Annotated in this window: 29 protein-coding genes; 18 read left to right on the top strand and 11 right to left on the bottom strand. The window is 72.6% G+C overall.

Annotation, left to right across the window (positions count from 1 at the left end):
• Positions 1-49 precede the first annotated feature (49 nt).
• Both ACIOJE_RS13330 and ACIOJE_RS13325 read left to right on the top strand, forming a co-directional pair.
• Positions 50-1,807, top strand: a complete 1,758-nt coding sequence (locus ACIOJE_RS13330) for an ABC transporter ATP-binding protein (RefSeq protein WP_280677580.1) — start codon at positions 50-52, stop codon at positions 1,805-1,807.
• A gap of 108 nt (positions 1,808-1,915) precedes the next feature.
• Positions 1,916-2,437: a hypothetical protein gene (locus ACIOJE_RS13325; protein ID WP_280677579.1), complete on the top strand. Its 522-nt coding sequence runs from the start codon at positions 1,916-1,918 to the stop codon at positions 2,435-2,437.
• A gap of 108 nt (positions 2,438-2,545) precedes the next feature.
• On the opposite strand, the gene ACIOJE_RS13320 is transcribed toward ACIOJE_RS13325, so the two are convergent.
• Positions 2,546-2,824, bottom strand: coding sequence for a helix-turn-helix transcriptional regulator (locus ACIOJE_RS13320; RefSeq protein WP_400775848.1), 279 nt, complete (start codon positions 2,822-2,824; stop codon positions 2,546-2,548).
• 216 nt (positions 2,825-3,040) lie between these two features.
• Here ACIOJE_RS13320 and ACIOJE_RS13315 point away from each other — a divergent pair, with 216 nt between their 5' ends.
• Positions 3,041-4,030: a helix-turn-helix transcriptional regulator gene (locus ACIOJE_RS13315; RefSeq protein ID WP_400775845.1), complete on the top strand. Its 990-nt coding sequence runs from the start codon at positions 3,041-3,043 to the stop codon at positions 4,028-4,030.
• A gap of 45 nt (positions 4,031-4,075) precedes the next feature.
• Here ACIOJE_RS13315 and ACIOJE_RS13310 read toward each other — a convergent pair whose 3' ends face one another.
• Together ACIOJE_RS13310 and ACIOJE_RS13305 are read right to left on the bottom strand one after the other, a co-directional pair.
• Positions 4,076-4,345 (bottom strand): hypothetical protein, encoded by a 270-nt coding sequence (locus ACIOJE_RS13310; protein WP_280677577.1) that lies wholly within the window; start codon positions 4,343-4,345, stop codon positions 4,076-4,078.
• Positions 4,332-4,628: a hypothetical protein gene (locus ACIOJE_RS13305; RefSeq protein ID WP_400775842.1), complete on the bottom strand. Its 297-nt coding sequence runs from the start codon at positions 4,626-4,628 to the stop codon at positions 4,332-4,334. Before ACIOJE_RS13305 ends, ACIOJE_RS13310 begins: the two co-directional genes overlap by 14 nt.
• 829 nt (positions 4,629-5,457) lie before the next feature.
• Between ACIOJE_RS13305 and ACIOJE_RS13300 the strand changes: the two genes are divergently transcribed.
• The 3 genes from ACIOJE_RS13300 to ACIOJE_RS13290 all read left to right on the top strand — a co-directional run bounded on the left by ACIOJE_RS13300 (position 5,458) and on the right by ACIOJE_RS13290 (position 7,082).
• Complete coding sequence (locus ACIOJE_RS13300) at positions 5,458-5,988, top strand: GNAT family N-acetyltransferase (protein ID WP_280677574.1); 531 nt, start codon at positions 5,458-5,460, stop codon at positions 5,986-5,988.
• A 192-nt stretch (positions 5,989-6,180) separates the two neighbouring features.
• The gene (locus ACIOJE_RS13295; RefSeq protein ID WP_400775838.1) at positions 6,181-6,666 is read left to right on the top strand and encodes a hypothetical protein; all 486 of its coding nucleotides are present in this window, start codon (positions 6,181-6,183) and stop codon (positions 6,664-6,666) included.
• Positions 6,663-7,082, top strand: a complete 420-nt coding sequence (locus tag ACIOJE_RS13290; protein WP_400775835.1) for a hypothetical protein — start codon at positions 6,663-6,665, stop codon at positions 7,080-7,082. The genes ACIOJE_RS13295 and ACIOJE_RS13290 overlap by 4 nt, the downstream gene beginning before the upstream one ends.
• An 87-nt stretch (positions 7,083-7,169) precedes the next feature.
• On the opposite strand, the gene ACIOJE_RS13285 is transcribed toward ACIOJE_RS13290, so the two are convergent.
• Together ACIOJE_RS13285 and ACIOJE_RS13280 are read right to left on the bottom strand one after the other, a co-directional pair.
• Positions 7,170-8,807 carry an alkaline phosphatase D family protein gene (locus ACIOJE_RS13285; RefSeq protein WP_400775832.1) on the bottom strand — a complete coding sequence of 546 codons (1,638 nt, stop codon included), beginning with the start codon at positions 8,805-8,807 and terminating at the stop codon, positions 7,170-7,172.
• Between the two features lie 324 nt (positions 8,808-9,131).
• A complete protein-coding gene (locus tag ACIOJE_RS13280) occupies positions 9,132-9,455 on the bottom strand; it encodes a TetR/AcrR family transcriptional regulator C-terminal domain-containing protein (RefSeq protein ID WP_400776034.1) in 324 nt (107 codons plus the stop codon).
• A gap of 118 nt (positions 9,456-9,573) precedes the next feature.
• On the opposite strand from ACIOJE_RS13280, the gene ACIOJE_RS13275 reads away from it, so the two are divergent.
• Both ACIOJE_RS13275 and ACIOJE_RS13270 read left to right on the top strand, forming a co-directional pair.
• The gene (locus ACIOJE_RS13275; protein WP_400775830.1) at positions 9,574-9,762 is read left to right on the top strand and encodes a hypothetical protein; all 189 of its coding nucleotides are present in this window, start codon (positions 9,574-9,576) and stop codon (positions 9,760-9,762) included.
• 159 nt (positions 9,763-9,921) lie between these two features.
• Positions 9,922-10,380 carry a hypothetical protein gene (locus ACIOJE_RS13270; protein WP_400775828.1) on the top strand — a complete coding sequence of 153 codons (459 nt, stop codon included), beginning with the start codon at positions 9,922-9,924 and terminating at the stop codon, positions 10,378-10,380.
• 59 nt (positions 10,381-10,439) lie between these two features.
• Here ACIOJE_RS13270 and ACIOJE_RS13265 read toward each other — a convergent pair whose 3' ends face one another.
• The gene (locus ACIOJE_RS13265) at positions 10,440-10,622 is read right to left on the bottom strand and encodes a hypothetical protein (RefSeq protein ID WP_280677565.1); all 183 of its coding nucleotides are present in this window, start codon (positions 10,620-10,622) and stop codon (positions 10,440-10,442) included.
• A gap of 402 nt (positions 10,623-11,024) precedes the next feature.
• On the opposite strand from ACIOJE_RS13265, the gene ACIOJE_RS13260 reads away from it, so the two are divergent.
• The gene (locus ACIOJE_RS13260; protein WP_400775826.1) at positions 11,025-12,227 is read left to right on the top strand and encodes a Cmx/CmrA family chloramphenicol efflux MFS transporter; all 1,203 of its coding nucleotides are present in this window, start codon (positions 11,025-11,027) and stop codon (positions 12,225-12,227) included.
• Positions 12,228-12,415: 188 nt separating this feature from the next.
• On the opposite strand, the gene ACIOJE_RS13255 is transcribed toward ACIOJE_RS13260, so the two are convergent.
• Together ACIOJE_RS13255 and ACIOJE_RS13250 are read right to left on the bottom strand one after the other, a co-directional pair.
• Positions 12,416-13,153: an SRPBCC domain-containing protein gene (locus ACIOJE_RS13255; protein WP_400775824.1), complete on the bottom strand. Its 738-nt coding sequence runs from the start codon at positions 13,151-13,153 to the stop codon at positions 12,416-12,418.
• Positions 13,150-13,893 carry an ArsR/SmtB family transcription factor gene (locus tag ACIOJE_RS13250; RefSeq protein WP_400775821.1) on the bottom strand — a complete coding sequence of 248 codons (744 nt, stop codon included), beginning with the start codon at positions 13,891-13,893 and terminating at the stop codon, positions 13,150-13,152. Before ACIOJE_RS13250 ends, ACIOJE_RS13255 begins: the two co-directional genes overlap by 4 nt.
• A 175-nt stretch (positions 13,894-14,068) precedes the next feature.
• On the opposite strand from ACIOJE_RS13250, the gene ACIOJE_RS13245 reads away from it, so the two are divergent.
• The 4 genes from ACIOJE_RS13245 to ACIOJE_RS13230 all read left to right on the top strand — a co-directional run bounded on the left by ACIOJE_RS13245 (position 14,069) and on the right by ACIOJE_RS13230 (position 17,967).
• Positions 14,069-15,232, top strand: coding sequence for a hypothetical protein (locus ACIOJE_RS13245; RefSeq protein WP_400775820.1), 1,164 nt, complete (start codon positions 14,069-14,071; stop codon positions 15,230-15,232).
• A 283-nt stretch (positions 15,233-15,515) separates the two neighbouring features.
• Positions 15,516-16,055 carry a hypothetical protein gene (locus ACIOJE_RS13240; RefSeq protein WP_280677555.1) on the top strand — a complete coding sequence of 180 codons (540 nt, stop codon included), beginning with the start codon at positions 15,516-15,518 and terminating at the stop codon, positions 16,053-16,055.
• 57 nt (positions 16,056-16,112) lie between these two features.
• The gene (locus ACIOJE_RS13235) at positions 16,113-16,859 is read left to right on the top strand and encodes a 2OG-Fe(II) oxygenase (protein WP_400775817.1); all 747 of its coding nucleotides are present in this window, start codon (positions 16,113-16,115) and stop codon (positions 16,857-16,859) included.
• A 358-nt stretch (positions 16,860-17,217) separates the two neighbouring features.
• Entirely contained in the window at positions 17,218-17,967 is a 750-nt protein-coding gene (locus tag ACIOJE_RS13230) for a dienelactone hydrolase family protein (RefSeq protein WP_400775815.1), read from the top strand.
• 165 nt (positions 17,968-18,132) lie between these two features.
• On the opposite strand, the gene cynR is transcribed toward ACIOJE_RS13230, so the two are convergent.
• Entirely contained in the window at positions 18,133-19,029 is an 897-nt protein-coding gene (gene cynR, locus ACIOJE_RS13225; protein ID WP_400775813.1) for a transcriptional regulator CynR, read from the bottom strand.
• A gap of 124 nt (positions 19,030-19,153) precedes the next feature.
• On the opposite strand from cynR, the gene ACIOJE_RS13220 reads away from it, so the two are divergent.
• From ACIOJE_RS13220 to ACIOJE_RS13210, 3 genes are all read left to right on the top strand, one after another.
• Positions 19,154-19,741: a carbonic anhydrase gene (locus tag ACIOJE_RS13220; RefSeq protein ID WP_280677547.1), complete on the top strand. Its 588-nt coding sequence runs from the start codon at positions 19,154-19,156 to the stop codon at positions 19,739-19,741.
• Between the two features lie 102 nt (positions 19,742-19,843).
• Positions 19,844-20,314 (top strand): cyanase, encoded by a 471-nt coding sequence (gene cynS / locus ACIOJE_RS13215; protein ID WP_280677545.1) that lies wholly within the window; start codon positions 19,844-19,846, stop codon positions 20,312-20,314.
• Positions 20,315-20,437: 123 nt separating this feature from the next.
• Positions 20,438-20,935, top strand: a complete 498-nt coding sequence (locus tag ACIOJE_RS13210) for a nucleoside deaminase (protein ID WP_400775810.1) — start codon at positions 20,438-20,440, stop codon at positions 20,933-20,935.
• An 81-nt stretch (positions 20,936-21,016) separates the two neighbouring features.
• Here ACIOJE_RS13210 and ACIOJE_RS13205 read toward each other — a convergent pair whose 3' ends face one another.
• Positions 21,017-21,481 carry a phage tail protein gene (locus ACIOJE_RS13205; RefSeq protein WP_400775807.1) on the bottom strand — a complete coding sequence of 155 codons (465 nt, stop codon included), beginning with the start codon at positions 21,479-21,481 and terminating at the stop codon, positions 21,017-21,019.
• 97 nt (positions 21,482-21,578) lie between these two features.
• Between ACIOJE_RS13205 and ACIOJE_RS13200 the strand changes: the two genes are divergently transcribed.
• On the top strand, positions 21,579-21,791 hold the full coding sequence (locus ACIOJE_RS13200) for a hypothetical protein (protein ID WP_400775804.1): 213 nt from the start codon (positions 21,579-21,581) through the stop codon (positions 21,789-21,791).
• A gap of 71 nt (positions 21,792-21,862) precedes the next feature.
• Here the strand turns inward: ACIOJE_RS13200 and ACIOJE_RS13195 are convergent, their stop codons facing one another.
• Entirely contained in the window at positions 21,863-23,059 is a 1,197-nt protein-coding gene (locus tag ACIOJE_RS13195) for an FAD-dependent monooxygenase (protein ID WP_400775802.1), read from the bottom strand.
• A gap of 136 nt (positions 23,060-23,195) precedes the next feature.
• Here ACIOJE_RS13195 and ACIOJE_RS13190 point away from each other — a divergent pair, with 136 nt between their 5' ends.
• Positions 23,196-23,714 carry a MarR family winged helix-turn-helix transcriptional regulator gene (locus tag ACIOJE_RS13190; RefSeq protein WP_280677537.1) on the top strand — a complete coding sequence of 173 codons (519 nt, stop codon included), beginning with the start codon at positions 23,196-23,198 and terminating at the stop codon, positions 23,712-23,714.
• The last annotated feature ends 153 nt before the right edge of the window (positions 23,715-23,867 follow it).

The following is a 23,867-nucleotide window of genomic DNA, read 5'->3' as shown; positions in this document are numbered from 1 at the left end:
CGCAAGTGACCATGTCCCCGTACGCGTGGAAGGGGATACAAATGATCGCGTGACCACACCTGACGTAGAACAGACTCCGGCCGAGCGGCCCGCCCTGCGTGCGCTGCTCGCCTACGCACGGCCGCACCGCGGGGTCCTCTCCCTGGTGCTGCTGCTCACCCTGCTCGGAAGCTCGGCCGGCCTGGCCCAGCCGCTGGTCGTCCAGGACGTCCTCGTCAAGCTCACCACCGGTGACGGGCTGCGCGACGAGATCCTGCTCCTGAGCGGGCTGTTCGTGCTCTCCGTCGCCCTCACCTGGGGGCAGGCCTGGCTGGGCGAGCGCACCTCGGAGCGGGTGGTCTTCCAGGTCCGCAAGGGCCTGATAGCCCGGCTGATCCGGCTGCGCACCGCCGAACTCGACCGCGTCGAGCCCGGCAGCCTCACCACCCGCGTCACCTCCGACAGCACCCTGGTCCAGCACGCCGCGACCGGAGGCCTGATCCAGCTGGTCGACGGATCGGTCCACCTGATCGCCACCATCGTCCTGATGGGCGTGGTGAGCCTGCCGCTGCTCGGCATCACGGCCGCCGTACTGGTGGCGGTCGGCATCGCGCTGGGCGTGGTGATGCCCAAGATCCGCACGCTCACCACCCGGGCCCAGGAGTCGGTCGGCGAGATCGGTGCCGCCCTCGACCGCGCGCTCGGCGCCGCCCGTACCGTCAAGGCGAACGGCGGCGAGGCGACCGAGACCGCCCGGGCCGAGGCCGCCGCCGAGCGGGCCTACCAGGCCGGACTGAGCGGCGCCCGGTACCAGGCGCTGATCGCCGTACTGGCCGGCCTGGTCGTACAGGCCTCCTTCCTCGCCGTGATCGGCCTCGGCGGCGTGCTCGCCGCGACCGGCAGCCTCGACCTGGCCGCGCTGGTCACCTTCCTGCTCTACCTGTTCAACCTCGGCGGACCGATCGTCTCGCTGGTCGGCGGCTTCTCCTCGCTCCAGCAGGGCCTGGGCGCTCTCGCCCGGATCGAGGAGCTGAACCGGATGGAGGCCGAGGACGACGTCGACGCCGCCCCGGCCCACCCGACCGGTCACGCACCCGACGTCACCGTCGCCGACGTGACCTTCGCCTACCCGGGCCGCGCCCCCGCGCTCGACGGCGTCGCCTTCACCGCCCCGGCCGGCCGGATCACCGCGCTGGTCGGCTCCTCCGGTTCCGGCAAGACCACCCTGTTCTCCCTGCTCCAGCGCTTCTACGACCCGGACGGCGGCAGCATCCGGCTGGACGGCACCGATGTCGGCACGCTGCCCCGGGCCGATCTGCGCCGCCGCATCGCCTACGTCGAACAGGACTGCCCGATGCTGGCCGGCACCCTGCGCGAGAACCTGCTCTACGCCGCCCCCGACGCCACCGAGCAGGAGATCGCCGACGTGCTGCGCCGCACGCTGCTCACCGACTTCGTGGCCGGACTCCCGGACGGCCTGGACACCGAGATCGGCGCCCGCGGCCTGGCCCTGTCCGGCGGCGAGCGGCAGCGGCTGGCCATCGCCCGCGCGCTGCTGCGCCGCCCGCAGGTGCTGCTGCTGGACGAGGTGACGGCCCATCTGGACGGGCGCAGCGAACAGGCACTGCGTTCCACCGTCGAACTGGCCGCGCGGGACTGCACGGTGCTCCTGATCGCGCACCGGCTCTCCACCGTCGCCTCGGCCGACCGGCTCGTCCTGTTCGACCGCGGCCGCGTCCTGGACCAGGGCACCCACGAGGAGCTGCTCGACCGCAGCGACTTCTACCGCGAGCTGGCGGGCAGCCGGCTGGCGCCCGCCGCCGGGTGAGCACCCCAGAACCGGGTGAGCACTCCGCCGGGCAGGTGCGAGGATCGACCTGGCCCTCGAACTCCCGGCCTCGTGCCCGGAGTTCCGACCCCACCGAAGGAAGCACAGATGACCGACCGGCCGACGCCCGCCCCCTTCACCACCGAGGACACCCTGTTCGGCGCGATCACCGTCAGCCTTGAGGGCCAGGACCGGCTGACGGTGTCCGGCGAGCGGATCCCCACCGTCGTCCTGACCCGCGACCCGGACTGCGAACCGGACCCGCAGATCGCCATCGGCACCCGCGACGCCGCCCACCTCACCCTGACCGTGGACGGCACGCCCGTGCCGCTGCGCCCGGGCAAGGGCAAGTTCCTCCGCGGGTCCTACCGGGTCGAGACCACGTACGACGGCGCCGTCTACGTCCTGGTCCCGGACTCCATCCCCAGCAGCCGGCTCACCCGCGACGGCAAGCGCCTCGGCGACTTCTCCAGCGACGGCGACCAGATCGTCATCGCCGAGTGGCGGGAGGACGTCCCGGCCCGCCCCGCCGACGCCGCCGTCGGCTACGCCTTCGCCTCCGCCTTCGGCACCGGCGGGCACCCGACCTGGATGCTCCTCGTCGAAGCGGTCGCCGCGCTCATCCCGTGACCCGCCAGGGCCACGTGCGCACGACAAAGGGCCGGGCCTGTACGGAAGCGAATTCCGTACGGGCCCGGCCTCGTGCCGTACACCCCCGAGAACGCCGCCGCCCCGGGCTCAGTCCGCGGCGACCGCCGACACCGCCCCGTTCGCCGGCTCCTCGTCCGCCAGTTCCTCGGCGTTCAGCGCCGACACCAGCGCCGCCTCGAATCTCGACCGCAGGCACAGTTTGCGCACGATGCTCGCGGTGTGCGCCCGGACCGTCCGCTCGGTGATTCCCAGGTGCCGCGCCAGCCGGCGGTTGGTCTCTCCCGAGGAAAGCAGTCTCAGCACCTCCCGTTCCCGGTCGGTGAGCACGGAGAAGTCCATCGCCCCGTGCACCGATGCCCCCGTCAACACTCCCAATGTGCCCTCCTTCATCGGCATTTCAGTCCACTGCGACCCGACCGCGGGTCACTGTCGGAAACCTCTACACTTTTCCATCACATTACTATCGACCCACCAGTGGATTACCATCCCCTTGACGACCGAACGCCAACGTCCGACCACCGCGCGACCGCCCACGCGGCCGCCGTCGGACGGCACGCCGAGCATCACACCAGGGGGAACGTCATGGCCGGCACCGGCATGTCCACACTTGGCCTCGACCCGGTCGAGGAACGGCTCTACCGCCACTTCCTGCGGAACCCGAAAGCCACGGACGAGAACGTCCACCTGCTGCTGCACACCTCGCCGGCCGCCGTCCGCGCGGCCCTGGACCGCCTCATCGAGCTCGGCCTGCTGCATCAGTCGGACGCGGGCGCGCTCACCGCGTCGGATCCCGGCCTGGCGGTCGACCGGCTCAGCCGCCTCCGCCTGCTGTCCCTTCACGAGGAACTGCAGCAGGTCACCCAGTCCCGCCGGCTGATCGACGAGCTGCGCCGCGAGCAGGGCCCGCGGTCACACCCGGCCCAGGACGTCGAGCAGTTGGAGGCACTGGAGGAGATCCGCACCCGGATCGACGACCTGGCCTTCTTCGCCCGCCACGAGATCCTCTCCGCGGAGCCGTACACCGAACTGACACCGGAGAACATCGCCCACGCCCGTCCGCTGGACGCCCGATGTCTGCAACGCGGCGTCCGCATGCGCAGCATGATCCTCCGTCAGGCACTGTCGCACCCGCCGACCGCCGGCTACCTGCACGAACTCGCGGCGCAGGGAGCCGAGATCAGGGTCCTCGACGACCTGTCCGAGCGGATCCTGGTCTACGACCGCGAGACCGTCCTGGTTCCGGCCGATCCCACCGACACCTCGCGCGGCGCACTGCTCACCCGGCAGCCCGGGCTGGTCGCCAACGCGCTGGCCCTGTTCGAGAAGATCTGGAACGAGGCCTCCGACCTGCCCGACCCGGCGGCGCAGTCCGACGCCGCACACCGGCTCTCCGCCGTGGAACAGCTCGTCCTGGCCGAGATGTGCCAGGCCGGCAAGGACGACATCGGGGCCCGCAACCTGGGCATCTCCGTCCGCACCTACCGCCGGCACATCGCCGAGATCCTGCGGGTGCTGGGCGCCGGCGGCCGCGCCCAGGCGGCCCTGCTCGCCCGCGAACGCGGCTGGATCTGACCCCGCCGCCGTCCCGACCGCCATCCAACCGCCGTCCCGCCGGGGTCACGCCCCCGGCGGGACGGCCCGCCAGCCGGTCAACGCCCGGTCCGCGAGCGCCCCGGCCAGCCAACGCTCCACCGCCTCGGCCGTCCCGCCCGCGGCGGGGACGACCCGTAGCGCGATCCGCCCGCCCTCGACCCGCTGCTCGCAGATCCAGCCCTCGGGCAGCATCCCCATCAACCGGATCACGGCGGTCGCGGCCGCCCCCGCCCGGTCCCCGGCGGCGGCGACCCACACCTCGTGGCCACCGCCCGCCCGCTCACTGCCAGCCATTGACCCGCTCCGCCCCTCGCGCCTGCCACGGAAGACCCACCGCCGCCTTCGCCGCCTTCGCCGGCACCGTCCGCGCCGGCCCGCCGACGGCCGCCACGGCCTGCGCCTGCGACCCCAGCACCACCAGCCCCACGGCCCCGACCAGCACAGTGCCACCCCGAACGGCACGCTTCGTGATCCTCAAGGACGCCTCCGCGTTTCCCAGGGAGGACCACCCCGAACGGGCGCCCTCCGTCTGCTGTCTGCGGATTCCACCCTGCCAGCGGAGCGATTCCTCGAACATGCGATCCAGTGTCAGCTTCTGCCCACACCCGGCGCACTTGGTGCCAACCACGACAACGGGCGCCCGGCCGGAGGAACCCGCCCGGGCGCCCGCATGAGGCCCCCTCCGTCCGTACGAGGCGCTCCGGGCGGCTACCGGGGCGTCTCCGAGGCGGAGAGCGGACGTGTCGGCGGAACGGTCGGGGACGGCGGGAAGGGCGGCTGTGGCGGTGCCGGCGCAGCCGACGGCGATCCCGCGCTGACCGAGCTCGCGCCTCCGCAGGGTGCAGGCCACGGCGGCGACGGCGGGGACGGGGGGCGCCGGCGGGGGCGGTGGCCGCGGAGCCTACGGCGCCACCAACCAGAGGTTCTCCGAGAACTGCGGTCTCGACGGCACGGGCGGGGGTCCGGTAGCGACGGTTCCCAGGGCGGCGACGGCGCCGTCATCACCTGGAACACGTACGGCAGCTAGCTAGTGCCATGACGATCTCCAACGTCTGTGGAGTTGCCGGGACGTGCACCACCGTCAGCTGTGCGAGTCAGAAGCACAACCCCGCATGCACGAAATTGCACGAACCCGGCCAGAGCCACACCCCTAACGCGCCTCCACGCAAGATGAGCCGGACTTGTCCCTCGATCGCCGGAACCCTTCGGCCTGTTGGATTCCAACAGGCCCAGAACGCACGAAAGGCCCCACCCGCCCAGTTCGGACGACCGGTGGATGGGCGTGACTCTGTGCACATGAAGCGGATGCTGGCGGCCTTCGGCACCAACCTGCATGAGCGGGCGCCCGGCGGCACATCGGACAGGACCTGGACCGCGTACACTCACGACACTTGGAGGACCACCGCGTGACCGTCGAACTCCGCCACCACACTGCCTTGGCGCCCGAAGCCCGGCAGGATCTGCTGGACGTCTACGCCGACGTGCGCGGCCCGCTGCTGCACCTGCCGAACTACCGCGTCGCCGCATTCGCCGAACGCCTCGACCGGCATACCGCCGATCCCGGCTTCGAACTCGTCCTCGGCTACGACGGCGAACTGCCGGTCGGATATGTCTACGGCAACACCATCGAGGCCGGCGACCGGTACTGGAAGCGCATGACCGATCAGCTTCCCGACGGCTGGACCGACACCCCGACCCTGGCCATCAAGGAGATCGGCGTTCGCACGCCCTGGCGTGGCACCGGCACCGCCCGTCGCATCCACGACGCACTGCTGGCCAGCCGCACCGAAGGCCGAGTCACGCTGATGGTGAACCCGCTCGCCGGGGACGGGAAGGTCCAGCGTCTCTACGAGACCTGGGGCTACCAGGCGTTCAACGCCCAGCAGCCATCACCGGAATCGCCTCGATTGACGGCGATGGTTCGTCCGACCCGCTGAACTCCGCGACGGTGACCCCGCGCGTGAGGCCGTCGGGCGCCGACGGTCGGTCTGGCGTGCCGTCAGGGCGGTTGTCACAAAAGCCCGTTGTGTGCCTGATCGTTGTGGTACGTTCCGTAACCTAACCGAAAATAGGCGACCCCGGCAGCGCGCCAACGCTCCGGGGTCCGGCAACAGGAGCGAGACCTCCCGATGCGCGTCCATCGTAGCGCCCACGTGCGCAACTTCACCGTGCTGCCCAACGGCATGCTGCAGTGCCGGCGGCTGTCCTACACCGCCCGCGGCCTGCTCGCCGACCTCCTTTCCCGCCCGGACGGCTGGCGCGAGGACGGTCGGCACATGGCCGACACCAGCCCCCAGGGGCGGGGCGCGATCCGCAAGGCGCTGAAGGAGCTGGCCGACGCGGGCTTCTACCGCGTCGAGAAGATCCGGATGCCCGACGGCACGATCATCACCGAGACCCACGTCTACGACACCCCTCAGCTCTCGCCACCGGGTGCCACCCGTCCGGCGCCCGGTGAGGCGGCAACCGACGGTGCTGTCGCCCTTGTAAAGGACCGACGGAAAGAACCTTCCCTCCCGCCCGGCGGGCCGGGGAGCCGGTCACCGCCGACGAGCAGCCCGTGGCGGTGCCGGACGAGCAGGCCCGGGAGGCGGTCGCCACACTGTTCCGGGTGATCCGCCCGGAGCCGCGCCTGCGTCTGGGGGAGGCCGAGGCTCGTGAACTCGCGCCTCTGGTCGCGCAGTGGCTGGAGCGCGGCAGCGGTCCCGCCGACCTCGCCCAGGCCCTGCTGCCGGGTCTGCCCGCCCCGGTGCACTCGGCGGTCGCGGTGCTCCGCTACCGGCTGGAGCGCAAGATGCCGCCCGCCCAGACCGCCGTGCGGCCCGCAGTGGCCCGGTACGCCGAGTGCGCCATGTGCCACGATCCGGTGCCCCGCCCGGGCATCTGCGGCCCGTGCGCGGGCCTCGCACCCCGGCCGGTCGGAGTCGGCAGCGATGCGGCGGCCGCCCGCACCGGCGCGGACCGCGCCAGAGCAGCGCTTAGGTCCGCGAAGGCTGTCGGCTTGAACCTGGGCGGCCTTGCCGCCGCCTGACCGCCGGCTGCCGTCTGTGCCCGGGAACGGCCGGCACCGGCAGCCCGGTCCCGCCGCCCCCGTGAGCGGCGGGACCGGTCAGGCGGGTCAGGCCGGGCGGATGCCCGGGTTGCCGGCCTCGGTGACGAAGGAGGCGGCGGTGGTGATCGGGGCGCCGGGGCGGGTGATGTACGGCAGGACGCGGTAGTCGGCGCGCACCTGGTGGCGGTCCAGAGTGAGCGTGGTGTAGCCGCGCCGCCCGTCGTAGAACTTCATGTGCGGGTTGGCCGACATGAGGGTGTTCCAGTTGGACGGCCGCTCCTCGCCGTCGCCGTCGCTGCTGATCGAGGTGCCGACGAACTCCACGCCCACGGTACGGGAGTCCGGCTTGTCGAAGTCGCGCTTGACGTCGAGGGCGTAGGCGACGTGGACGTCACCGGTGAGCAGCACCAGGTTCTTCACCCCGGCCTGGTCGACGGCGGCGAGGAAGCGCTCGCGGGCGGCCGGGTAGCCGTCCCAGGCGTCCATGGAGAGCTTGGAGCGGTCGGCGGTGGTGTTCTTGCGGCGGGAGAAGACGACCTGCTGCGGCACGACGTTCCAGGTGGCCTTGGAGCGGCGCAGGCCCTCGGCGAACCAGCGCTCCTGGGTGGCGCCCATCAGGGTGCGGCGGGGGTCGTCGGACTCCGGGGCGGGGTACTGCCAGCCGTCGCCGTTGGCCTGGTCGTCGCGGTACTGGCGGGTGTCGAGGATGTCGAACTGCGCCAACTGCCCGAACTGGACGCGCCGGTAGAGGGTGAGCTCGGTGCCGCGCGGCTGCGGCATGCGCAGCGGCATGTTCTCCCAGTACGCCCGGTAGGCGGCGGCGCGGCGGGCGATGAACGGTGCCGGGTCCTGGCCCTTCTCGGGGATGCCGGCCGCGTAGTTGTTCTCCACCTCGTGGTCGTCCCAGGTGACGTACCAGGGGTGGGCGGCGTGCGCGGCCTGCAGGTCGGGGTCGTTCTTGTAGAGGGAGTAGCGCAGCCGGTAGTCCTCCAGCGTGGCCGTCTCGTGATCGAACAGCGCCGGCAGGGTGCGGTCGGTGTACGTGCGGTCGCCGCCCGCCGCGTCGATGCCGTACTCGTAGATGTAGTCGCCGACGTGGAACACCGCGGCCAGGTCCTCGTCGGCGAGGTGGCGGTAGGCGGTGAAGTAGCCGTCCTCGTATGCCTGGCAGGACACCAGGCCGAAGCGGGCGGCGTCCAGGCGGCGCCCGCGGGCCGGCGCGGTGCGGGTGCGCCCGACGGGGCTGCTCCAGGAGCCGACGGTGAAGCGGTACCAGTAGCCGTGGTCCGGGTCGAGGCCGTCGACGTCCACGTGAACCGCGTAGTCGAACTCGGCGTGCGCGCGGGCGCTGCCGCGCCGCACCACCTTGCGGAACCGCTCGTCGCGGGCCAGCTCCCAGCCCACCCGCACCGAACCGGTGGGCGGCAGCCCGGCGCCGGGCTCCAGCGGGCGCGGCGCCAGGCGGGTCCACAGCACCACCGCCTCGGGCAGCGGGTCGCCGGAGGCCACGCCCAGGGTGAACGGGTTGTCGGTGATGACGCGCGGGGCGAACTCGGCGTCCTCGGCGTGGGCGGACGGCAGGTTGACGGTGAACGCCAGCGCGGCGGCCGCCGAGGTGACGGTGAGGAAGTGGCGCCGGTCCAGGCGCGCGGCGGCCTCGCGCAGCTGCTGGTCGGGGGAGGGGCGGTCGGCAGGGCGGGTCATGGGGTGAAGGCCTTTCGCTGCTCGGCGGTGTGCGAAGGAATTCGAGTGGACCGCGCCGTACGCCAGGGGTCGGGATCCTGGCAGCCGAGTGATCATCTGATGGGAGAGACGTGAAGGTCCGACAAATCCTCCCAGGAGGGCGGAAATCGGGTGCGGGCGGCGCGCAGGGCGCCGTTCCCGCCGTCCTCGCCCTGGGAATTCCCGTGGAGGAACGGTGAACGCCTGCGCCGCCTCCGCACCCGGGCTTGGGGAGCCGATGGGGCGCTACGGGCGGGCGGCGGACGCGGCGGGCGCGGCCCCCCGCGCCCGCCCGAGGGGCGCCCCTCAGGCCCGGACGGGGCCGTAGGCGCGCAGGAAGACGTCCACGGCCTCCTCGGCGATGGCGCGCAGGTCGGGGGCGGGGGTGTCGGGGCGGTAGTCCAGGGGGCCGGTGAGCAGGGCCAGGAGGTGTTCGGCGGCGCGCTCGGGGTCGCAGGGGCGCAGGCGGCCGGCCAGGGCCAGGCGGGCGAGGCGGTCGGCGAGGGCGGCGCGCACGCGCAGGGCGGTGCGCTCGCGCACCCCGGCCGGCACCTCGGGGAACTGCGCGGCCTGGGACTGCGCCAACCTCCGTACAGCGCAGGCGTGTTCGCCGCCGTACAGCTCCAGCAGCGCACGGCCGGCGTCGGCGGGAGCCGCCTGCGGGTCACCGTCAGCAGGCAGTTCGCGCAGCCGCTCGACGGCGGCCAGGGCGCCCGCCGTCAGGTCGTCGGCGGCGCTGCGGCGCTACATGCACGACCCGGTCCACTTGGCCGGCGATCCGGAGATCATGCCGCACCTGGCCGGGATCGCCATCGGCCCCGACCTCTCCGACGACCCGGACCCCGCGCTGGCCCGGGACATCATGAACCTGCACGAGGAGAAGGCTGCTCTGTACCCGGAGTGGGCCGCGCAGCTCGGTCCGCTCCTCGATGCATAGCGGGCATGGCAAAGTCAAGGAAAGTCACTCGAACGAGTGAGTCCACTTGCACGCCGGGGGGTGGTCGTGATGTACAACACGCTGGCCGCGCAGTTGAGTTGACTGATAGACATCACCCCGGGGGACCCGACCATCAGCCCACACATTTGGGAGGGAACCATGAAGAACCGCTTTGTACGTCGTGCGGGTGTTGTGGTGGCCGGTCTCGCCGTGCTGACAGTCGGCTTCGGCAGCACGGCGGCCATGGCGGCCGCTCCGGCAGCCCCGGCCCCGGCCCCGGTCGCAGTGGTCCAGAACGTCGCGCCCGCCATCACGGACGTGCAGACCTGGACCTACGTCACCGGCCCGCTGGAGACCACACTCACCCTCGACACGACCGCTCGCGCCGCGTCCATCGTCGTCTACGCCAACGTGCCGCTGCTCGGGAAGGTCAAGGTCGGCAGCGCGTCGGGCAGCCTGACGCAGGGCATCACCTTCCACCTCGGCCTGTCGCCGTTCGTCAACGGCACGCAGAGGTTCTACCTGGTCGGCGACGACGTGCACCTGTACTACGACTTCGACGCGCTCGGCAAGCACTACACGGGCGACGTCAAGCTCGGCACGCTCCCGCCGTTCTAGTACGGCCGGTGCCGCCCGTCGCCCCTGCACCCCGGGGCGGCGGGCGGTCCGCATCGGCGTCAGGCGCCGAAGGAGACCTGGTCGACCGTCCAGAACGCGCTGTTGGTGCCCGTGCAGCGGAACTGCAGGCGCTCCGTGGTGGCGCCGGCCGGCACGGTGACGGGCAGGTGCTCGACGGTGTTCAGGTCCGAGCGGTAGGACTTCACCACCTGCGGGGCGCCGTCGTCGAAGACCACGTACACGTCACCGGTCTGCGGGCCGTCGACCTTTTCACCCTCGCCCTGCCCGCCCCCACCACCGGCTGACCGCAGGGGAGCCCGAAGAACTCAGGGCTCAGACCGGCTGCGGCAGCCAGCCGTTCTGCACCGCCCGCATCCCGAACTCGAACCGGCTGTGCGCACCGCCGCCGGCCCGAAACCCGCGTGCCCGAACCGGCACCGCTGCGGTAGCGTGCGGCCCATGTCGAGCCCTGAGGCATCCAGGGTGGGGTCTTTCGGTCACACGCCGTCAGCCCCCTGAACCCCACGCCCCGCCCTCCCGCCGCACCCCGCGGCCGGAGCGGCGTGCCCCCGTGCCCTCCCGGGCGCTGACCGCGGTGACGAGACGCCCCCTTCTCGCGCTTCTCCTCACCCCGGAGCCACCCGATGCCCCTGCCGCTCTACCTGCTCGCCCTGGCCGTCTTCGCCATGGGCACCTCCGAGTTCATGCTCGCCGGCCTCCTGCCGGACCTCGCCGCCGACCTCCACGTCAGCGTCGCCACAGCCGGCCAGCTCGGCCCCGCCTTCGCGATCGGCATGGCCGCCGGCGCCCCGATGATGGCCGCCCTCACCCGCACCTGGCCCGCCCGCACCAGCCTCCTCGGCCTCCTCCTCGCCTTCGCCGCCGCCCACGCCACCGGCGCCACCACCACCAGCCTGCCGCTGCTGTGCGCCACCCGCGTCCTCGCCGCCCTCGCCTGCGCCGGCTTCCTCGCCGTCGCCCTGACCACTGCCGCCACCCTGGTCGCCCCCGACCGCAAGGGCCGCGCCCTGGCCGTCCCGCTGTCCGGCACCACGCTCGCCACGATCGCCGGCGTCCCGGCGGGCGCCGCCCTCGGCACCCTGCTCGGCTGGCGCGCGACCTTCTGGGCCGTCGCCGCCCTCTGCCTGCCCGCCGCCGCCGGCCTCCTCCACGGCCTCCCGGCCCGCCCCGCCCCGCACGCCGCAGGCCGCAGCAACGGCACTGACCGCAGCAACGGCACGGGCGAACCGGCGCTGCGCACCGAACTCGCCCAACTCCGCCGCCCCCGCCTGCTCCTCGCCATGGCCCTCGGCGCCCTGGTCAACGCCGCCACCTTCGCCGGCTTCACCTTCCTCGCCCCCGTCGTCACCGACACCGCCGGACTGGACCGGCTCTGGATCCCCGTCGCCCTGGTCTTCTTCGGCGCCGGCTCCCTGCTCGGCGTCACCGCCGCCGGACGCCTCGCCGACCACCGACCCGGCCTGGTCCTCGCGACCGGCGGCCCGCTGCTGCTCACCGGCTGGCCGGCCCTCGCACTCCTGGCCGACGAGCCCGCCGCGCTGCTGGCCCTGGTGTTCGTGCAGGGCGCGCTGTCCTTCGCCCTGGGCGCCACGCTGATCACCCGGGTCCTCTACGAGGCCTCCGCCGCCCCCACCATGGCCGGCTCGTACGCGACGGCGGCCCTCAACACCGGCGCCACCGCCGGACCGCTCCTCGCCGCGACCACCCTGGGCACCACCGCCGGGCCCCTGGGCCCGCTGTGGGCGAGCGCACTGCTCGTCCTGCTCGCGCTGCTCCTGGCCGTACCCCTGCGCGGGGTGCTCACGGCCCGCCGCGGCGGGGCGTAACACGTGCCCAGGAGTGGGAAGTCGACGAGGCCGGCTTCCCACTCCGGCGGGGCGAGCGCGGGCTGCCGCGGGCCGGTCAGCGGACGACGTCGAAGACCTGCTTCTGGACGCCGTTGGAGTAGGCCTCGTGCTCGACGAGTGGTGTCGACCGCCCGCGGGGAGGCGGTCATGGGGGGCGAGGGAGCTGGTCAGCCGAGGAGTTCGGCCAGCCATTGCTGCCAGGCGGCCTCGGCCCCGTCGGTGTCCGCTCCGAACAGGTGGTGGAACGTCAGCACGATGCCGGGGCCGTGGTGGAAGGTGTAGATCGCGTCGGCGGTGCGGATCTCGAAGCGCTCGTCGTCCGCCCAGACCACCTCGCCGTCCAGCGGCGGCAGGCCCGCCGGCTCGGCGTGCGCCCGCGCGCCGAGGGCCACCGGGGTGGGCAGCGACAGTCCGAGGGCGAGTGCCGCCCGGACGTCCTGTGCCGGCCGCGGGCCCGTCGGCACGGCGGCGAAGACCGGGACGGCGGTGCGTCCGGGGAAGTGGGCCAGGTACTGGCGCAGCGTGCCCAGGTGGAAGGGCCAGCCGCGGCGCAGCGCGTCGTACTCGTCCTGCCAGTCGTCGCCGAGCAGACCGCTGTGGACGATGCGCAGGACGGTGCTGCCGGCGTCGCGGCCCTCGATGAGGTACTCGAAGGCCATGAACCGGCCGTCCTCGGCCGGGGGCGTGCGGGTGGCGAAGCGCTTGCCGGGTTCGTAGGCGGTGATCAGCGCCTCCTGCCGGTGGCCGCCGGTGTCCATGGCGGCGATCCCGCCCGCGTGCCCGTCCACCTGGTTGCGGCCCATGAACCAGGCATCGATCCCCGGCCCGGTGGCGATCGCCTCCCAGACCTGTTCCGGGCTCGCCGGCAGGCTCGTCTCCAGCTCGATCTCGAACGGGTGCGTCATCGGCGGTTCTCCTGCCCAGCGTCGGACTGTTGTGCCTGCGGTTCCTGCGGTTCCTGCGGTGCCTGTAGTGCCTGTGGGGCCTGGGCTTCAGCCCGGGTCTCCGCCCGTGTTTCCGCCCGTGCCTCCCCGGTGGCGCTCGCGCCACCCTCTCGGGGGTCGGTCGTGGCGGGTACCTGGTGCAGCCCGACGACCACCCGGTGGGTGCGGCCGCCCGGGGCGTTCTCGTCGTGGTAGCGGCCGACGAGGGCCGCCACGGTCTGGGCCAGTTCCTCGGCGAAGGCCGCCCGGTCGGCCGCGGAGGCGAACCGCACCTCCGCGTCGATGCCGAAGGAGGCGACCCGCCGCCCGGCCCGGGCGGCGCCGGTCAGCAGCTGCCCGACCTCCTGCACCAGCCGTGACCCCAGGGCCAGCAGCCAGCGGGCCGAGAGCTGGTCGGGGGAGCGGGAGGGGTCCGGGCTCACGGCGGCCAGCACGGTCGGGGAGATCACGTAGGAGGCGGCGGTGGCGCGGTACACCCGCTCGGTGACGCTGCCCTTGCGCCGCTCCTCGGCGAGCTCGACCAGCCCGTGACGCTCCAGCTCCTTCAGGTGGTAGTTGACCTTCTGCCGGGGCAGCCCCAGGCGGCCGGCCAGCATGGCGGCCGAGCCGGGCTCGGCGAGGGCGGCGAGGATCCGGGACCGTATCGGGTCCAGGGACGCCTCGGCCGCGGCGGGTTCTTCGATCACAGCGACGTCCAGCACCGTTCCAGGATCCGACCGACGAAATAATTTGTCAAGACAGTCGAAGTTGTCGGGTGGTGGTAACGCCGACCGGGCCTTGAAATGGGTACCGACGGTCCACGACGCCCGCGGCGGCCCGCCCGCGGCCTCCGTGGTCGCCCGGACGCCGCCAGGCGCCCGGCAGGGAGGAACGGACATGGGCTACTCGGCACCGCAGGAGTTCGGCGAACTCACCTTCGTCTTCAGCGCGGGCGAGACGAGACCGCCGGAGGGCTACCACGCCCTGTGCAGCGTCATCCCCAGGGACGGCCCGATGACCTGGGTGAAGGGCACCCGTGCGGGGTCGGCGGCGCTGGCGGAGCCCAGGGAGTGGCGCAAGGTCGCCGACTCCGACGGGGTGCTGCGCGGCCTGGTGCCGGTGGCGCCCCCCGGGTACCGGGCGCTGAGCGCGCTGTGGTCCTCGGACCGGGTCCACGGTGCCCACGACGTCCTGCGCGAGCTCGACGGCGAGGCCTTCGTCGCCCAGACGGACCTGCGCTGCGTGAAGGAGGAGATCGGCGGGCGCCGCTACGTGGCCGTCGGCGTCCGGCGCGGGCGCGGCGGCCTGGAGATCGCCGAGACCGTCCGGCCCGAGACCGTCCCCGAGGGTGCGGGCTGCCTGCTGACCCCCGGCATCGCGACGTGGATCTCCTACTTCGACGGCGACTACGAGGGGGAGGACATCGGCGACGTCCACGTGCTGGACGTGCCGCTGAAGACGGTCGCGCGGGGCGGGCCGGCGGGGCCGGTGATCGCGGGCTGGAGCGACGTGCCCGAGGCGACCGCGCCGGTCGTCGACCGGGAGGTGGTCCTGCCGTGCGTCGCCGTCGCCGACCGGGGCAGGTCCGCGCAGTGGATCGTGCGCAACTCCCCGACGTACACCGTGCGGCGCAAGCGCTTCCACACCCGCCAGGCGGTCGTGGACCTGCGGGAGGAGGCGCGGGCGGGCACGATCGGCGCTCTCGTCCCGTGGGGGGTGGGCCGGGCACAGGCCGAGCCCTACCGGGAGCGGGCCGGGCTGTCCGTCGGCTTCGAGGCGGGCGTCGAGGCCGAGGGCTTCGGCGCCAGGTCGGTCGCGTCCCTGGGCCGTGCGCTGGGCTACGGGAGCGCGCACTCCGTCACCGCTCTGAGGTGGGAGCGGAAGACGGTCCAGGCGCCCGCGCCGGGCCTGCACCTCACCGCGCTGTACGCCGAGAGCCACTGCATCGAGATCGTCCGCAACGATCCGGTCCACACGCTCGCCTCCGGCCGGGAAGGCCTCACGTTCAACGCCAACGCGTCCTTCACGGCGCCCAGTTATCCGCCGCCGGCGGGCCGTTGAAGGGAGTTGAAGGGTCTTGAAGGGAGTTGAAGGGGGTGGAGGGGGTGAAGGGCGGTGGAAGGGGTGCGCCTCGATCGCGTTCGTCACCCGTCGTGTTGGCGGTTCATCAGATCTCGTTAACTCGTGCTTGTCGGCTGGCTGGGCCGGACGGGCGGTGACTACGCTCGGCCGCGCCGTCCGCATGGGGACGGCGCCCCGCCGCGTGCTGCACGCGCCCAGGCCGTCCCGGCCGTCACGCGCTGGTACGGATCCCCACGCTCGGGCAGTTCCCACGGGAGTGGACATGAGCTCTGCAGGCCGTAAGACCGTCGCGGTGATGGCCGCGGCTCTGGCGTCGCTGGGCGTGGGGAGCGCGGTCAGCGCCTCCGCGGCCGCCTCGTCGCCGTCGTCGTGCAGCGGGGCGGAGTGCCCCAGCCTGAAGCCGACCCGCCTGTCGGTCAGTCAGGCGAGCCTGAACGTCACCCAGATGCAGCTGGAGAACATCCAGGCGATGGTGTCCGACGCGGTGACCGGGGAGCCCATCCGCGGTGCGAAGATCGTGTTCGCCACCATGGGCGGCCGGACGCTGGGCGCCGCCTACACCGACTACGACGGCATCGCCGCGATCACCGCCCCGGAGAACCTGGGCCCCGGCACCCTCCAGGAGCTGCTGGGCGGCTACGAGGCCGCGATGATCGGCGACGGCGTCCACGCCCCGGCCGGCGCCCACGGGGCGATCACCATCGGCACCGACCAGGGCCCCGGCGTCCCGGGCAACCCGTGCGCCATCTGCAGCGACCGCGGGCTCAAGCAGGACGTCGTCCCGGTCGACTGGAGCCGGTAGGGGAGCGGGGGAGCGGGCCGCGCGGAACACCCGTCGCGATCGGGAAGGCGGAACACGATGACCGGGCAGGACACCGGGACGACGCGCGACACCGGGACGGGATGTGACACCGGGACGGGGCCGGCCGAGGCGGTGGAGCAGCCGTCGGCGGTGAGCACGGGCGCGATCTGGCGGCTGCCGGTGACGGTCTGCCGCATCACCCAGTTCCTGGGCGAGCGGACGGCCGGGGCCCTGCTGGAGCGCGCCATCGCCACCGGCTCGGCCGGCGGCGCGCTGAAGCCCTCGATGATCCGGGACCGGGAGCTGGACCCCGACTTCCGCCGCTCCCGGTCCTGCCAGGACTTCGCCGCACCCGAGTTGACGGCCGCCATCGACGAGGTGCTGGAGGCGGTCGAGCACACGCTGGGGGTCTCCTGCCGGCACACCGAGCCCAGTTACGGCCTCAACGTGCACAACGACGGCGACTTCTACCGCTCCCACCAGGACACCAGCGCCGAGTACTCGCCCCGGCGCCTGCTCACCTTCGTCTACTACCTGCACCGCACGCCCCGGCCCTTCGGCGGGGGAGCGCTGCGGGTGTTCGACGCGGCCCTGCCGCTGTACACCGAGACGTCCGGGAAGTGGAAGGAGCAGACCTGGCGGGACTGGGAGCCCGAGCACGACAGCATCGTGTTCTTCCTCCCCACCGCCTGGCACGAGGTACGGCCCGTCAGCTGCCCGAGCGGGCGCCACGAGGACAGCCGCTTCGCCGTCAACGGCTGGCTGTGCAGCCCCGATCCGGCGCACCGGGGCGGGGCGGCATAGGAGACGGGTGCCTGGTCGCGGCCTCCGGTCGGTCGCTGAGGTGTCGTCCGGGGTGTCGGCCGGGGTGTCGGCCGGGGTGTCGGCCGGGGCATCGGCCGAGAGCGTCCGCGGATCGTCCGCGCGAACCGCGCCGTGGGACCGGGGAGTTGGCATCGGCTTTGTCCGGTGGACTACGCTGTGCGGCATGACTACCGGGACGGCGTTGCGCCACACACGGGTTGGCGACCCGGTGCTCTTCTGAGCGCCGTGCGGGCCGGTGCCGGCCCGCTGTCCGATCGAGGGCCCTGCGCTGCTGCGCGGGCCCCGCCTCCGTCGTGTTGATCACAGGCTCGATACATCAACCACGACAGGAGACCTCATGCCCACCAAGACGCTGCAGATTCCCACCGCGGACGGCCAGGCCGACGCTTTCGCCGCCTTCCCCGACGGCGGCGGGCGGCACCCGGGGGTGCTGCTGTACTCGGACGCCTTCGGCCTGCGGCCCGTGCTGCGGGAGATGGCCCGCGAACTGGCCGAGCACGGGTACTACGTGCTCGTTCCCAACCTCTACTACCGGCACGGCCCGGCGCCGGTGATCGAACTCCCCGCGCACATCGGAGAAGAGGCCCGGCCGGCGGTCTTCGCCCAGCTGATGCCCCTGATCCAGGAGCACATCGCCGAACGCGCCCTGCGCGACGCCGACGCCTACCTCAGGTTCCTCACCGCTCAGCCCGAGGTCAGCGCCGGTCCGGTCGCCGCGATCGGCTACTGCATGGGCGCCGCTCTGGCGATGCGCACCGCAACGGCCCACCCCGGCCAGGTCGCCGCCGTCGCGGGATTCCACCCCGGCCTCCTGGTCACCGACGCGCCCGACAGCCCGCACCGCCTCGTCTCCAAGCTCACCGCCCAGGTCCACCTCGGCCTCGCCGAAGGCGACCTGTCGCCCGAGGCCATCAGCGAGCTCAACCAGGCCCTGGACGCCGCAGGTGTCGACCACAGCATCGAGACCTACCCGGGCACCGTCCACGGCTTCACCATGTCCGACACCGAGGCCTTCGATTCCGCCGCCCGGCAGCACCACTGGGACCGCCTGCTCGCCCTCCTCGGCCGCACCCTGACCGCCGGCTGAGCCCCCGGCCCGGGGAAGCCGCCCCTGAGCCCCTGAACCCTGGGCCCCTGAGCCCCTGAACACGGCCCTCGGCGCATGAGAAGTCGACACCACCGACTTCTCATGCGCCGGGGGCCGCTCCGCACGGAGCGGCCCCCGGCGCCGTGGCCGTACGCATCACCGTCCTCACGTCCCCAGCGCCTGGACCCAGTCGAGCGTGAGGCGCGTGAACGCCTGTGCCGCGGCGCTCTGGTAGGCGGTTTCGCGGCGCAGGAGGGCGGCGGTGCGGGCGGGGAGGGCGGGGGTGAGGGGGACGGGGTGGAGGTGGGGGTGGTCGCGGGCGATGGCGTCGGGCAGGACCGTGGCCAGGGGGGTGAGCCGGACGATCTCGGTGAGGGCGTTGATGGAGTTGGCCTCCACCGCGATGGGCGGCGTCGTGTGGTGGCGGGCGAAGTGGGCGTCGATGTGGCCGCGGGTGGCGAAGTCGCCGCTGAGCAGGGCCAGGGGGTGCGCGCCGAGGTCTGTCACGGGCAGCGGCCGGGTGCTGCCCGCCCGGGGGTGGAGGGGGCCGACGACGAGGCTGAGGGTCTCGGTGAACAGGTCGGTGCCGGCGATGCCGGGCAGATGGGGGCCGTGGAAGGCGATGCCCAGGTCGAGCTCGTCTGCCAGCAGCGCGGATTCGATGCGGTCCTGCGTCAACTCCCGCACGTTCAGGGTGATGCCGGGATGGCGGGTGTGGAGTTGTGCGACCAGGGGGCCGATGAGGTAGGCGGTGAAGGTCGGCGTCATGGCCAGACGCAGGGCGCCGCGGGAGAGGTCCTGGACGTCGAGCACGGCACGGTCGGCGGCCGCGAGCTCCTGCAGGGCGCGGCGGGCGTAGTGCACGTACGCGTGGCCCGCGTCGGTCAGCCGGACCGCGCGGCCGGTGCGGTCCAGCAACTGGACGCCCACGGTGCGCTCCAGCTGTTTGATCTGCTGGGACAGGGTGGGCTGTGCGATGCGCAGGTCTTCGGCGGCGCGGGTGAAGCTGCCGTGTTCGGCGACGGCGAGCAGATAGCGCAGGTGACGCAGTTCCAGGGCCATGTCCCACATCATAGCTCTCATCTATAGGAGCTATGGATATTGCGTCTTGGACACTATAGATACAGGTCATGCATGGTGGATCTCGTCAGCCCAACGGGGCCGGCACCCTCCGAAGGGAGTGACCATGCAAGACCTCGCAGCAGGCGTCGCCCGTTTCCGGCGCGATGTCTTCCCGGCCAAGGCGGAGCTCTTCGCCCACCTGGCGACCACCCACACGCCCACGACGCTGTTCATCAGCTGCTCCGACGCCCGGGTCGTGCCCGAGCTGATCACCGGCAGCGAGCCGGGTGACCTGTTCGTCATCCGCACCGCCGGCAACCTCGTCCCCGCCTACACCGCCGGCGCCGACGGGGTGGCGGCGAGCATCGAGTACGCGGTCGCCGTCCTGGGCGTCACGGACATCGTCGTCTGCGGACACTCCGCCTGCGGCGCGATGACCGCCCTGGCCGAGGGCCACGACCTGAGCGCCCTGCCGACCATCGCCGACTGGCTGCGCCACGCCGACGCCTCCCTGGCCCGCACCGCCGACACCGGGGTGGACGCGCTGGTGCGGGGCAACGTCCTCGCGCAGCTGGCCAACCTGGCCACCCACCCCTCGGTGGCCCGCGCACTGGCCGGGAACAAGGTCACCCTGCACGGCTGGGTCTACGACATCCCCACCGGCGCGGTCGCCCGGCTCGACGCCGCCGGCACCCCGGCCCTGGCGGCCTGACCCCCGACCCCCCCCTCGATCCCGGACCACCCCGTCCCGGGACGCCCGCAATCCCGCCGCTCCGGCCTTCGGAGGGGCACCCCGTGAAAGGACACCACCGTCATGGTGCACGCCCAGTTCGACAACACCGCCCGTACGGCCCTGGCCGCCGCCGCCGTCGACGCCAAGATCCGCAAGGACCTGACCTGGCAGCAGATCGCCGACGCCGCCGGCCTGTCGGTCGCCTTCGTCACCGCCGCCGTGCTCGGCCAGCACCCGCTTCCCAAGGCCTCCGCCGAGGCCGTCGCCGAGCTCCTGGGCCTGGACGCGGACGCCGCGCTGCTGCTGCAGACCATCCCCACCCGCGGTTCCATCCCGGGCGGCATCCCGACCGACCCGACCGTCTACCGCTTCTACGAGATGCTCCAGGTCTACGGCACCACCCTCAAGGCCCTGGTCCACGAGCAGCTCGGCGACGGCATCATCAGCGCGATCAACTTCAAGCTCGACGTGAAGAAGGTCGCCGACCCCGAGGGCGGCGAGCGCGCCGTCATCACCCTGGACGGCAAGTACCTGCCCACCAAGCCGTTCTGATCCAGCCCTGATCCGATCGGCGGCAGGGCCCGCAGCGGGCCGGGAGCCCACTCCCGGCGCCCGGCCCGCTCCCCGGCCCGCACCGCCGAGCACCCCGCTTCTCCTCCCCGAAGGACCCCTCCCATGGACTTCGCGCAGCGCACCATCGACATCGCCCGCCAGAACGTCGCCGAGGGCGGCCGCCCGTTCGCGACCGTCATCGTCAAGGACGGCAGGATCCTGGCCGAGAGCGCGAACAAGGTCGCCCAGACCAACGACCCGACCGCACACGCCGAGATCCTCGCCATCCGCGGCGCGTGCGTGAAGCTGGGCACCGAGCACCTGACCGGCACCACCATCTACGTGCTGGCCCACCCCTGCCCGATGTGTCTGGGCTCGCTGTACTACTGCTCCCCGGACGAGGTCGTCTTCCTCACCACCCGCGACGCCTACGAGCCGCACTACGTGGACGACCGCAAGTACTTCGAACTCGACTCCTTCTACGGCGAGTTCGCCAAGAACTGGGACAAGCGCCGGCTGCCGATGCGCCACGAGTCCCGCGCGGACGCGGTCGAGGTCTACCGGTTCTGGCAGGAGCGCAACGGCGGCGAGCGCCGCGTGGCCGGCGCCCCCACCGCCTGAGCAGCGCGCCACGGCCGGCGTGATCGACAAGGCGGCCCGGACCCCGCCCGGAGCCGACAGCTCCGTCCGGGCCCTCCGGGCTCAGTATTCGCCCTTGATCACGAAGTAGGAGCCGCGGATCACGCCGGCCAGCTTGGACTTCTGGCGCGCGAACTTGAAACGTGACGCCAGTTCCTCGGGAACTTCCATCCCTTCGGAGAGCTTGAACCCGACTGCGCGCTTCTTCCCGGCCTCGATGCCGTACATCACGTTGATCGACAGGCCGGACTCGTAGAACACGTGAACCATCCGAAAACCGTCCACCTCGAAGGACGTCACCTCGAGCGGACGGGCGGAGATGACGATGTCGCGCTCGTCGGCAAGGATGTGGTTCAGCCAGTCGAGCGCCTCCGGCGCCTCGCTCGCGGGGCTGACGGTGAAGACGTGATCGTACTTGTTCTTGTAATAGCGCGCCTCGTTGGCGCGTAGTCCGGCGAGGGCCTCCGCGACCGGGGACGACTCCAAACCGACGGTGGACACGTCCCCGAAGTCGACGATGTACGGCATTCGCCCTCCTCATGACGATCTGTCACGGAAAATGTAGCGGACAGGCCACCCTCGTCGGGCGCACCCGACCCCTTGGCCGCCGGGGTGCTCCCTGGAGGTGGACACCGCTGCCGTCGCCGCGGCGACGGGCCTGCCGGGCAACGCCGTGGCGCTCGAAGAGGAACTGCTCGGGGAGTCGGACGAATGCCTGGGCGGAGTTCTGGTCTTCACACAAGGCGGCTACCTGTCCCTGCTGGAGGTGTACTCCTGGGCCGACGACAAGGTGACGCTCACCGAGGCCCGCCGGATGGTGCGCCCCGCGACCGGGTGAGAGGGCCGGCCCCCCTGACGCGGTGGTCCCGGGACAGGGGCACGAGGACGCCGGCCGGGCCGGGTGGCCCGTCATCCGGCGTGGTCGTAGTCCGGCAGGATCAGGCCGGTATGGGCGGCGCGGCCCTCGGCTCCCGTCAGGTCGGTGGTGTTGCGCAGGGCCTCGTTGCGGGCGTCGAGCATGTCCTGGGTGCTGGGGGCGACGACGGTGCCGCCCGAGGTGGCCAGGGCCTGGTTCTGTTCCACGAAGTGGCGCGCCTTCTGCTCGTAGGCCGCGAAGGCGTCCGCGTGATCGGCGTGCGTGGCCAGTTCCCCGGCCAGGATGTAGGCGCCGACCAGCGCGACGCTGGAGCCCTGACCGGACAGGAACGAGGTTGCGTAGGCCGCGTCGCCCACGAGGGCGACGCGCCCACGTGCCCACGTGGGCATGTGGATCTGGCTGACGATGTCGAAGAACAGGTCGTCGGCCTCGCGCATGGCGGTGACCAGGCGGGGGATGTGCCAACTGCGCTCGGGGAACGTGGAGGCGACGAGCTCGCGCTGCGCCTGAGGGTCGCGGAAGGCGTGGACGGGGGCTTCCTCCCGAAGGAAGACGAAGAACCCGTGCATGCGGTCGCTGGATTCCTGGGCGTAGAGGACCGCCGCCCTGCCGGGGGTGTTCCACACGATCCCCTCGTGGGCGAGGCCGAGGTCGTTGGGGAGGGTGAAGCCGGCGAAGGCGTAACCGAGGTAGCGGTGGAACCGGTCCTCGGGGCCGAAGACCAGTCGGCGAGTGTTGGAGTGCAGCCCGTCCGCGCCGATGACCAGGTCGAAGGAGCGGCGGGCGCCGCTGTCGAAGGTGACCTCGACCCGGTCCGCGCGGTCCTCCAGCGTGGCGATGGAGTCGTTGAACACGAATTCGACCTTGCCGCGGACCGGCGCGTGGAGGGCGCGCGCCAGGTCGCCGCGTCGCACTTCGAGATCCAGGCCCGCGGCGCCCCCGGTGGCGGCTTCGAGGGAGATGGAGCCGATGAGGGTTCCGGCGGCTTCCACGAAGGAGAGCTTTCGGGTGTCGACGTGGGCCTCGCGCAGCTGCGGGAGCAGCCCCATCCGGTCGACGACCTCGCGGGCCGTGCCGCGGATGTCGATCGGGTAGCCGCCGCCCCGGATCCGGGACGCCTTCTCGACGATGGTGACCTCGAAGCCGTAGCGGTCGAGCCAGTAGGCCAGGGACGGGCCGGCGATGCTGGCGCCCGAGATGAGGACCTTGCGGTTCGCGCAGTGGTTCATGACGGAGTCTCCTCCCGACGGCCGCATGAAGATGCGTACCTTAGGTATCCTTGTGGATGGCAGGGTGTTCCCGTGGAGGCTGGTCGCAGCCTCAGAATACATATACCTAACTTAGGTATTCAAGTGGAGTGGCGCGATGAACGCGGAGTCACCGGACGAAGCCGGGGCGGACCGGTCTGCGGAGGCCGTCTGGGCAGTCCTGCCACGGCTGACGCACCTGAGCAACGCCATGACCCGCGGCCGCCTGGTCGAACGGGCGACCGAGGCGGCCGGGCTCACCCTGGACCGCCCCGCGACGGGGGTGCTCCTGACGGTGCACGCGGCGGACAGACCGCTGCGCATCGGGGAGATCGCGGAGCGGATGCAGGTGGTCGGCCCGCACGTCACCCGGCAGGTGCAAGAGCTGGAGCGGCGCGGCCTCGTCCGCCGCGTCGGTGACCCGCACGACCGGCGCGCCAGCCTGATCGAGCCGACCGCCGAAGGGGCGAAGGCGGCGAACCGCTACACGACGTCCATGCTCGGCTGGTTCGCGGACGCCATGGCCGACTGGTCGGATCAAGACCGCGGCGACCTGGGCCGATTGCTCGGGAAGCTGGCCGACGACGTCATCGCACGCCTGGCCCTCCTCGACGACGCGCCACCGCCCGCCACCTGACCGGACCTGCTTCAACCTCCGGAAGAGTCAAGGCGTTCGAGAACGCCGGGGGTCGGCAGTCTTGCTCGCCACCGGAGGCGCCCGGGGCTGCGGCCGCTGCGGGATCCGCAGGCCGCTGGGAGCCGCCCGGCGGGCCCTGGGCCCGGCGCCCTC

It is taken from the genome of Kitasatospora sp. NPDC087861 (assembly GCF_044742585.1).
Lineage (GTDB): Bacteria > Actinomycetota > Actinomycetes > Streptomycetales > Streptomycetaceae > Kitasatospora.
This window is presented reverse-complemented; position numbering and strand designations above follow the sequence as displayed.

Coding starts and splice junctions, on each gene's coding strand:
- ACIOJE_RS13305 (WP_400775842.1), bottom strand. CDS start 4,628: ATGTTCGAGGAATCGCTCCGCTGGCAGGGTGGAATCCGCAGACAGCAG.
- ACIOJE_RS13255 (WP_400775824.1), bottom strand. CDS start 13,153: ATGACGCACCCGTTCGAGATCGAGCTGGAGACGAGCCTGCCGGCGAGC.
- cynS (WP_280677545.1), top strand. CDS start 19,844: ATGGTGCACGCCCAGTTCGACAACACCGCCCGTACGGCCCTGGCCGCC.
- ACIOJE_RS13210 (WP_400775810.1), top strand. CDS start 20,438: ATGGACTTCGCGCAGCGCACCATCGACATCGCCCGCCAGAACGTCGCC.
- ACIOJE_RS13315 (WP_400775845.1), top strand. CDS start 3,041: ATGGCCGGCACCGGCATGTCCACACTTGGCCTCGACCCGGTCGAGGAA.
- ACIOJE_RS13245 (WP_400775820.1), top strand. CDS start 14,069: ATGGGCTACTCGGCACCGCAGGAGTTCGGCGAACTCACCTTCGTCTTC.
- ACIOJE_RS13220 (WP_280677547.1), top strand. CDS start 19,154: ATGCAAGACCTCGCAGCAGGCGTCGCCCGTTTCCGGCGCGATGTCTTC.
- cynR (WP_400775813.1), bottom strand. CDS start 19,029: ATGGCCCTGGAACTGCGTCACCTGCGCTATCTGCTCGCCGTCGCCGAA.
- ACIOJE_RS13285 (WP_400775832.1), bottom strand. CDS start 8,807: ATGACCCGCCCTGCCGACCGCCCCTCCCCCGACCAGCAGCTGCGCGAG.
- ACIOJE_RS13260 (WP_400775826.1), top strand. CDS start 11,025: ATGCCCCTGCCGCTCTACCTGCTCGCCCTGGCCGTCTTCGCCATGGGC.
- ACIOJE_RS13325 (WP_280677579.1), top strand. CDS start 1,916: ATGACCGACCGGCCGACGCCCGCCCCCTTCACCACCGAGGACACCCTG.
- ACIOJE_RS13230 (WP_400775815.1), top strand. CDS start 17,218: ATGCCCACCAAGACGCTGCAGATTCCCACCGCGGACGGCCAGGCCGAC.
- ACIOJE_RS13270 (WP_400775828.1), top strand. CDS start 9,922: ATGAAGAACCGCTTTGTACGTCGTGCGGGTGTTGTGGTGGCCGGTCTC.
- ACIOJE_RS13195 (WP_400775802.1), bottom strand. CDS start 23,059: ATGAACCACTGCGCGAACCGCAAGGTCCTCATCTCGGGCGCCAGCATC.
- ACIOJE_RS13240 (WP_280677555.1), top strand. CDS start 15,516: ATGAGCTCTGCAGGCCGTAAGACCGTCGCGGTGATGGCCGCGGCTCTG.
- ACIOJE_RS13235 (WP_400775817.1), top strand. CDS start 16,113: ATGACCGGGCAGGACACCGGGACGACGCGCGACACCGGGACGGGATGT.
- ACIOJE_RS13310 (WP_280677577.1), bottom strand. CDS start 4,345: ATGGCTGGCAGTGAGCGGGCGGGCGGTGGCCACGAGGTGTGGGTCGCC.
- ACIOJE_RS13295 (WP_400775838.1), top strand. CDS start 6,181: ATGCGCGTCCATCGTAGCGCCCACGTGCGCAACTTCACCGTGCTGCCC.
- ACIOJE_RS13205 (WP_400775807.1), bottom strand. CDS start 21,481: ATGCCGTACATCGTCGACTTCGGGGACGTGTCCACCGTCGGTTTGGAG.
- ACIOJE_RS13190 (WP_280677537.1), top strand. CDS start 23,196: ATGAACGCGGAGTCACCGGACGAAGCCGGGGCGGACCGGTCTGCGGAG.
- ACIOJE_RS13275 (WP_400775830.1), top strand. CDS start 9,574: ATGCACGACCCGGTCCACTTGGCCGGCGATCCGGAGATCATGCCGCAC.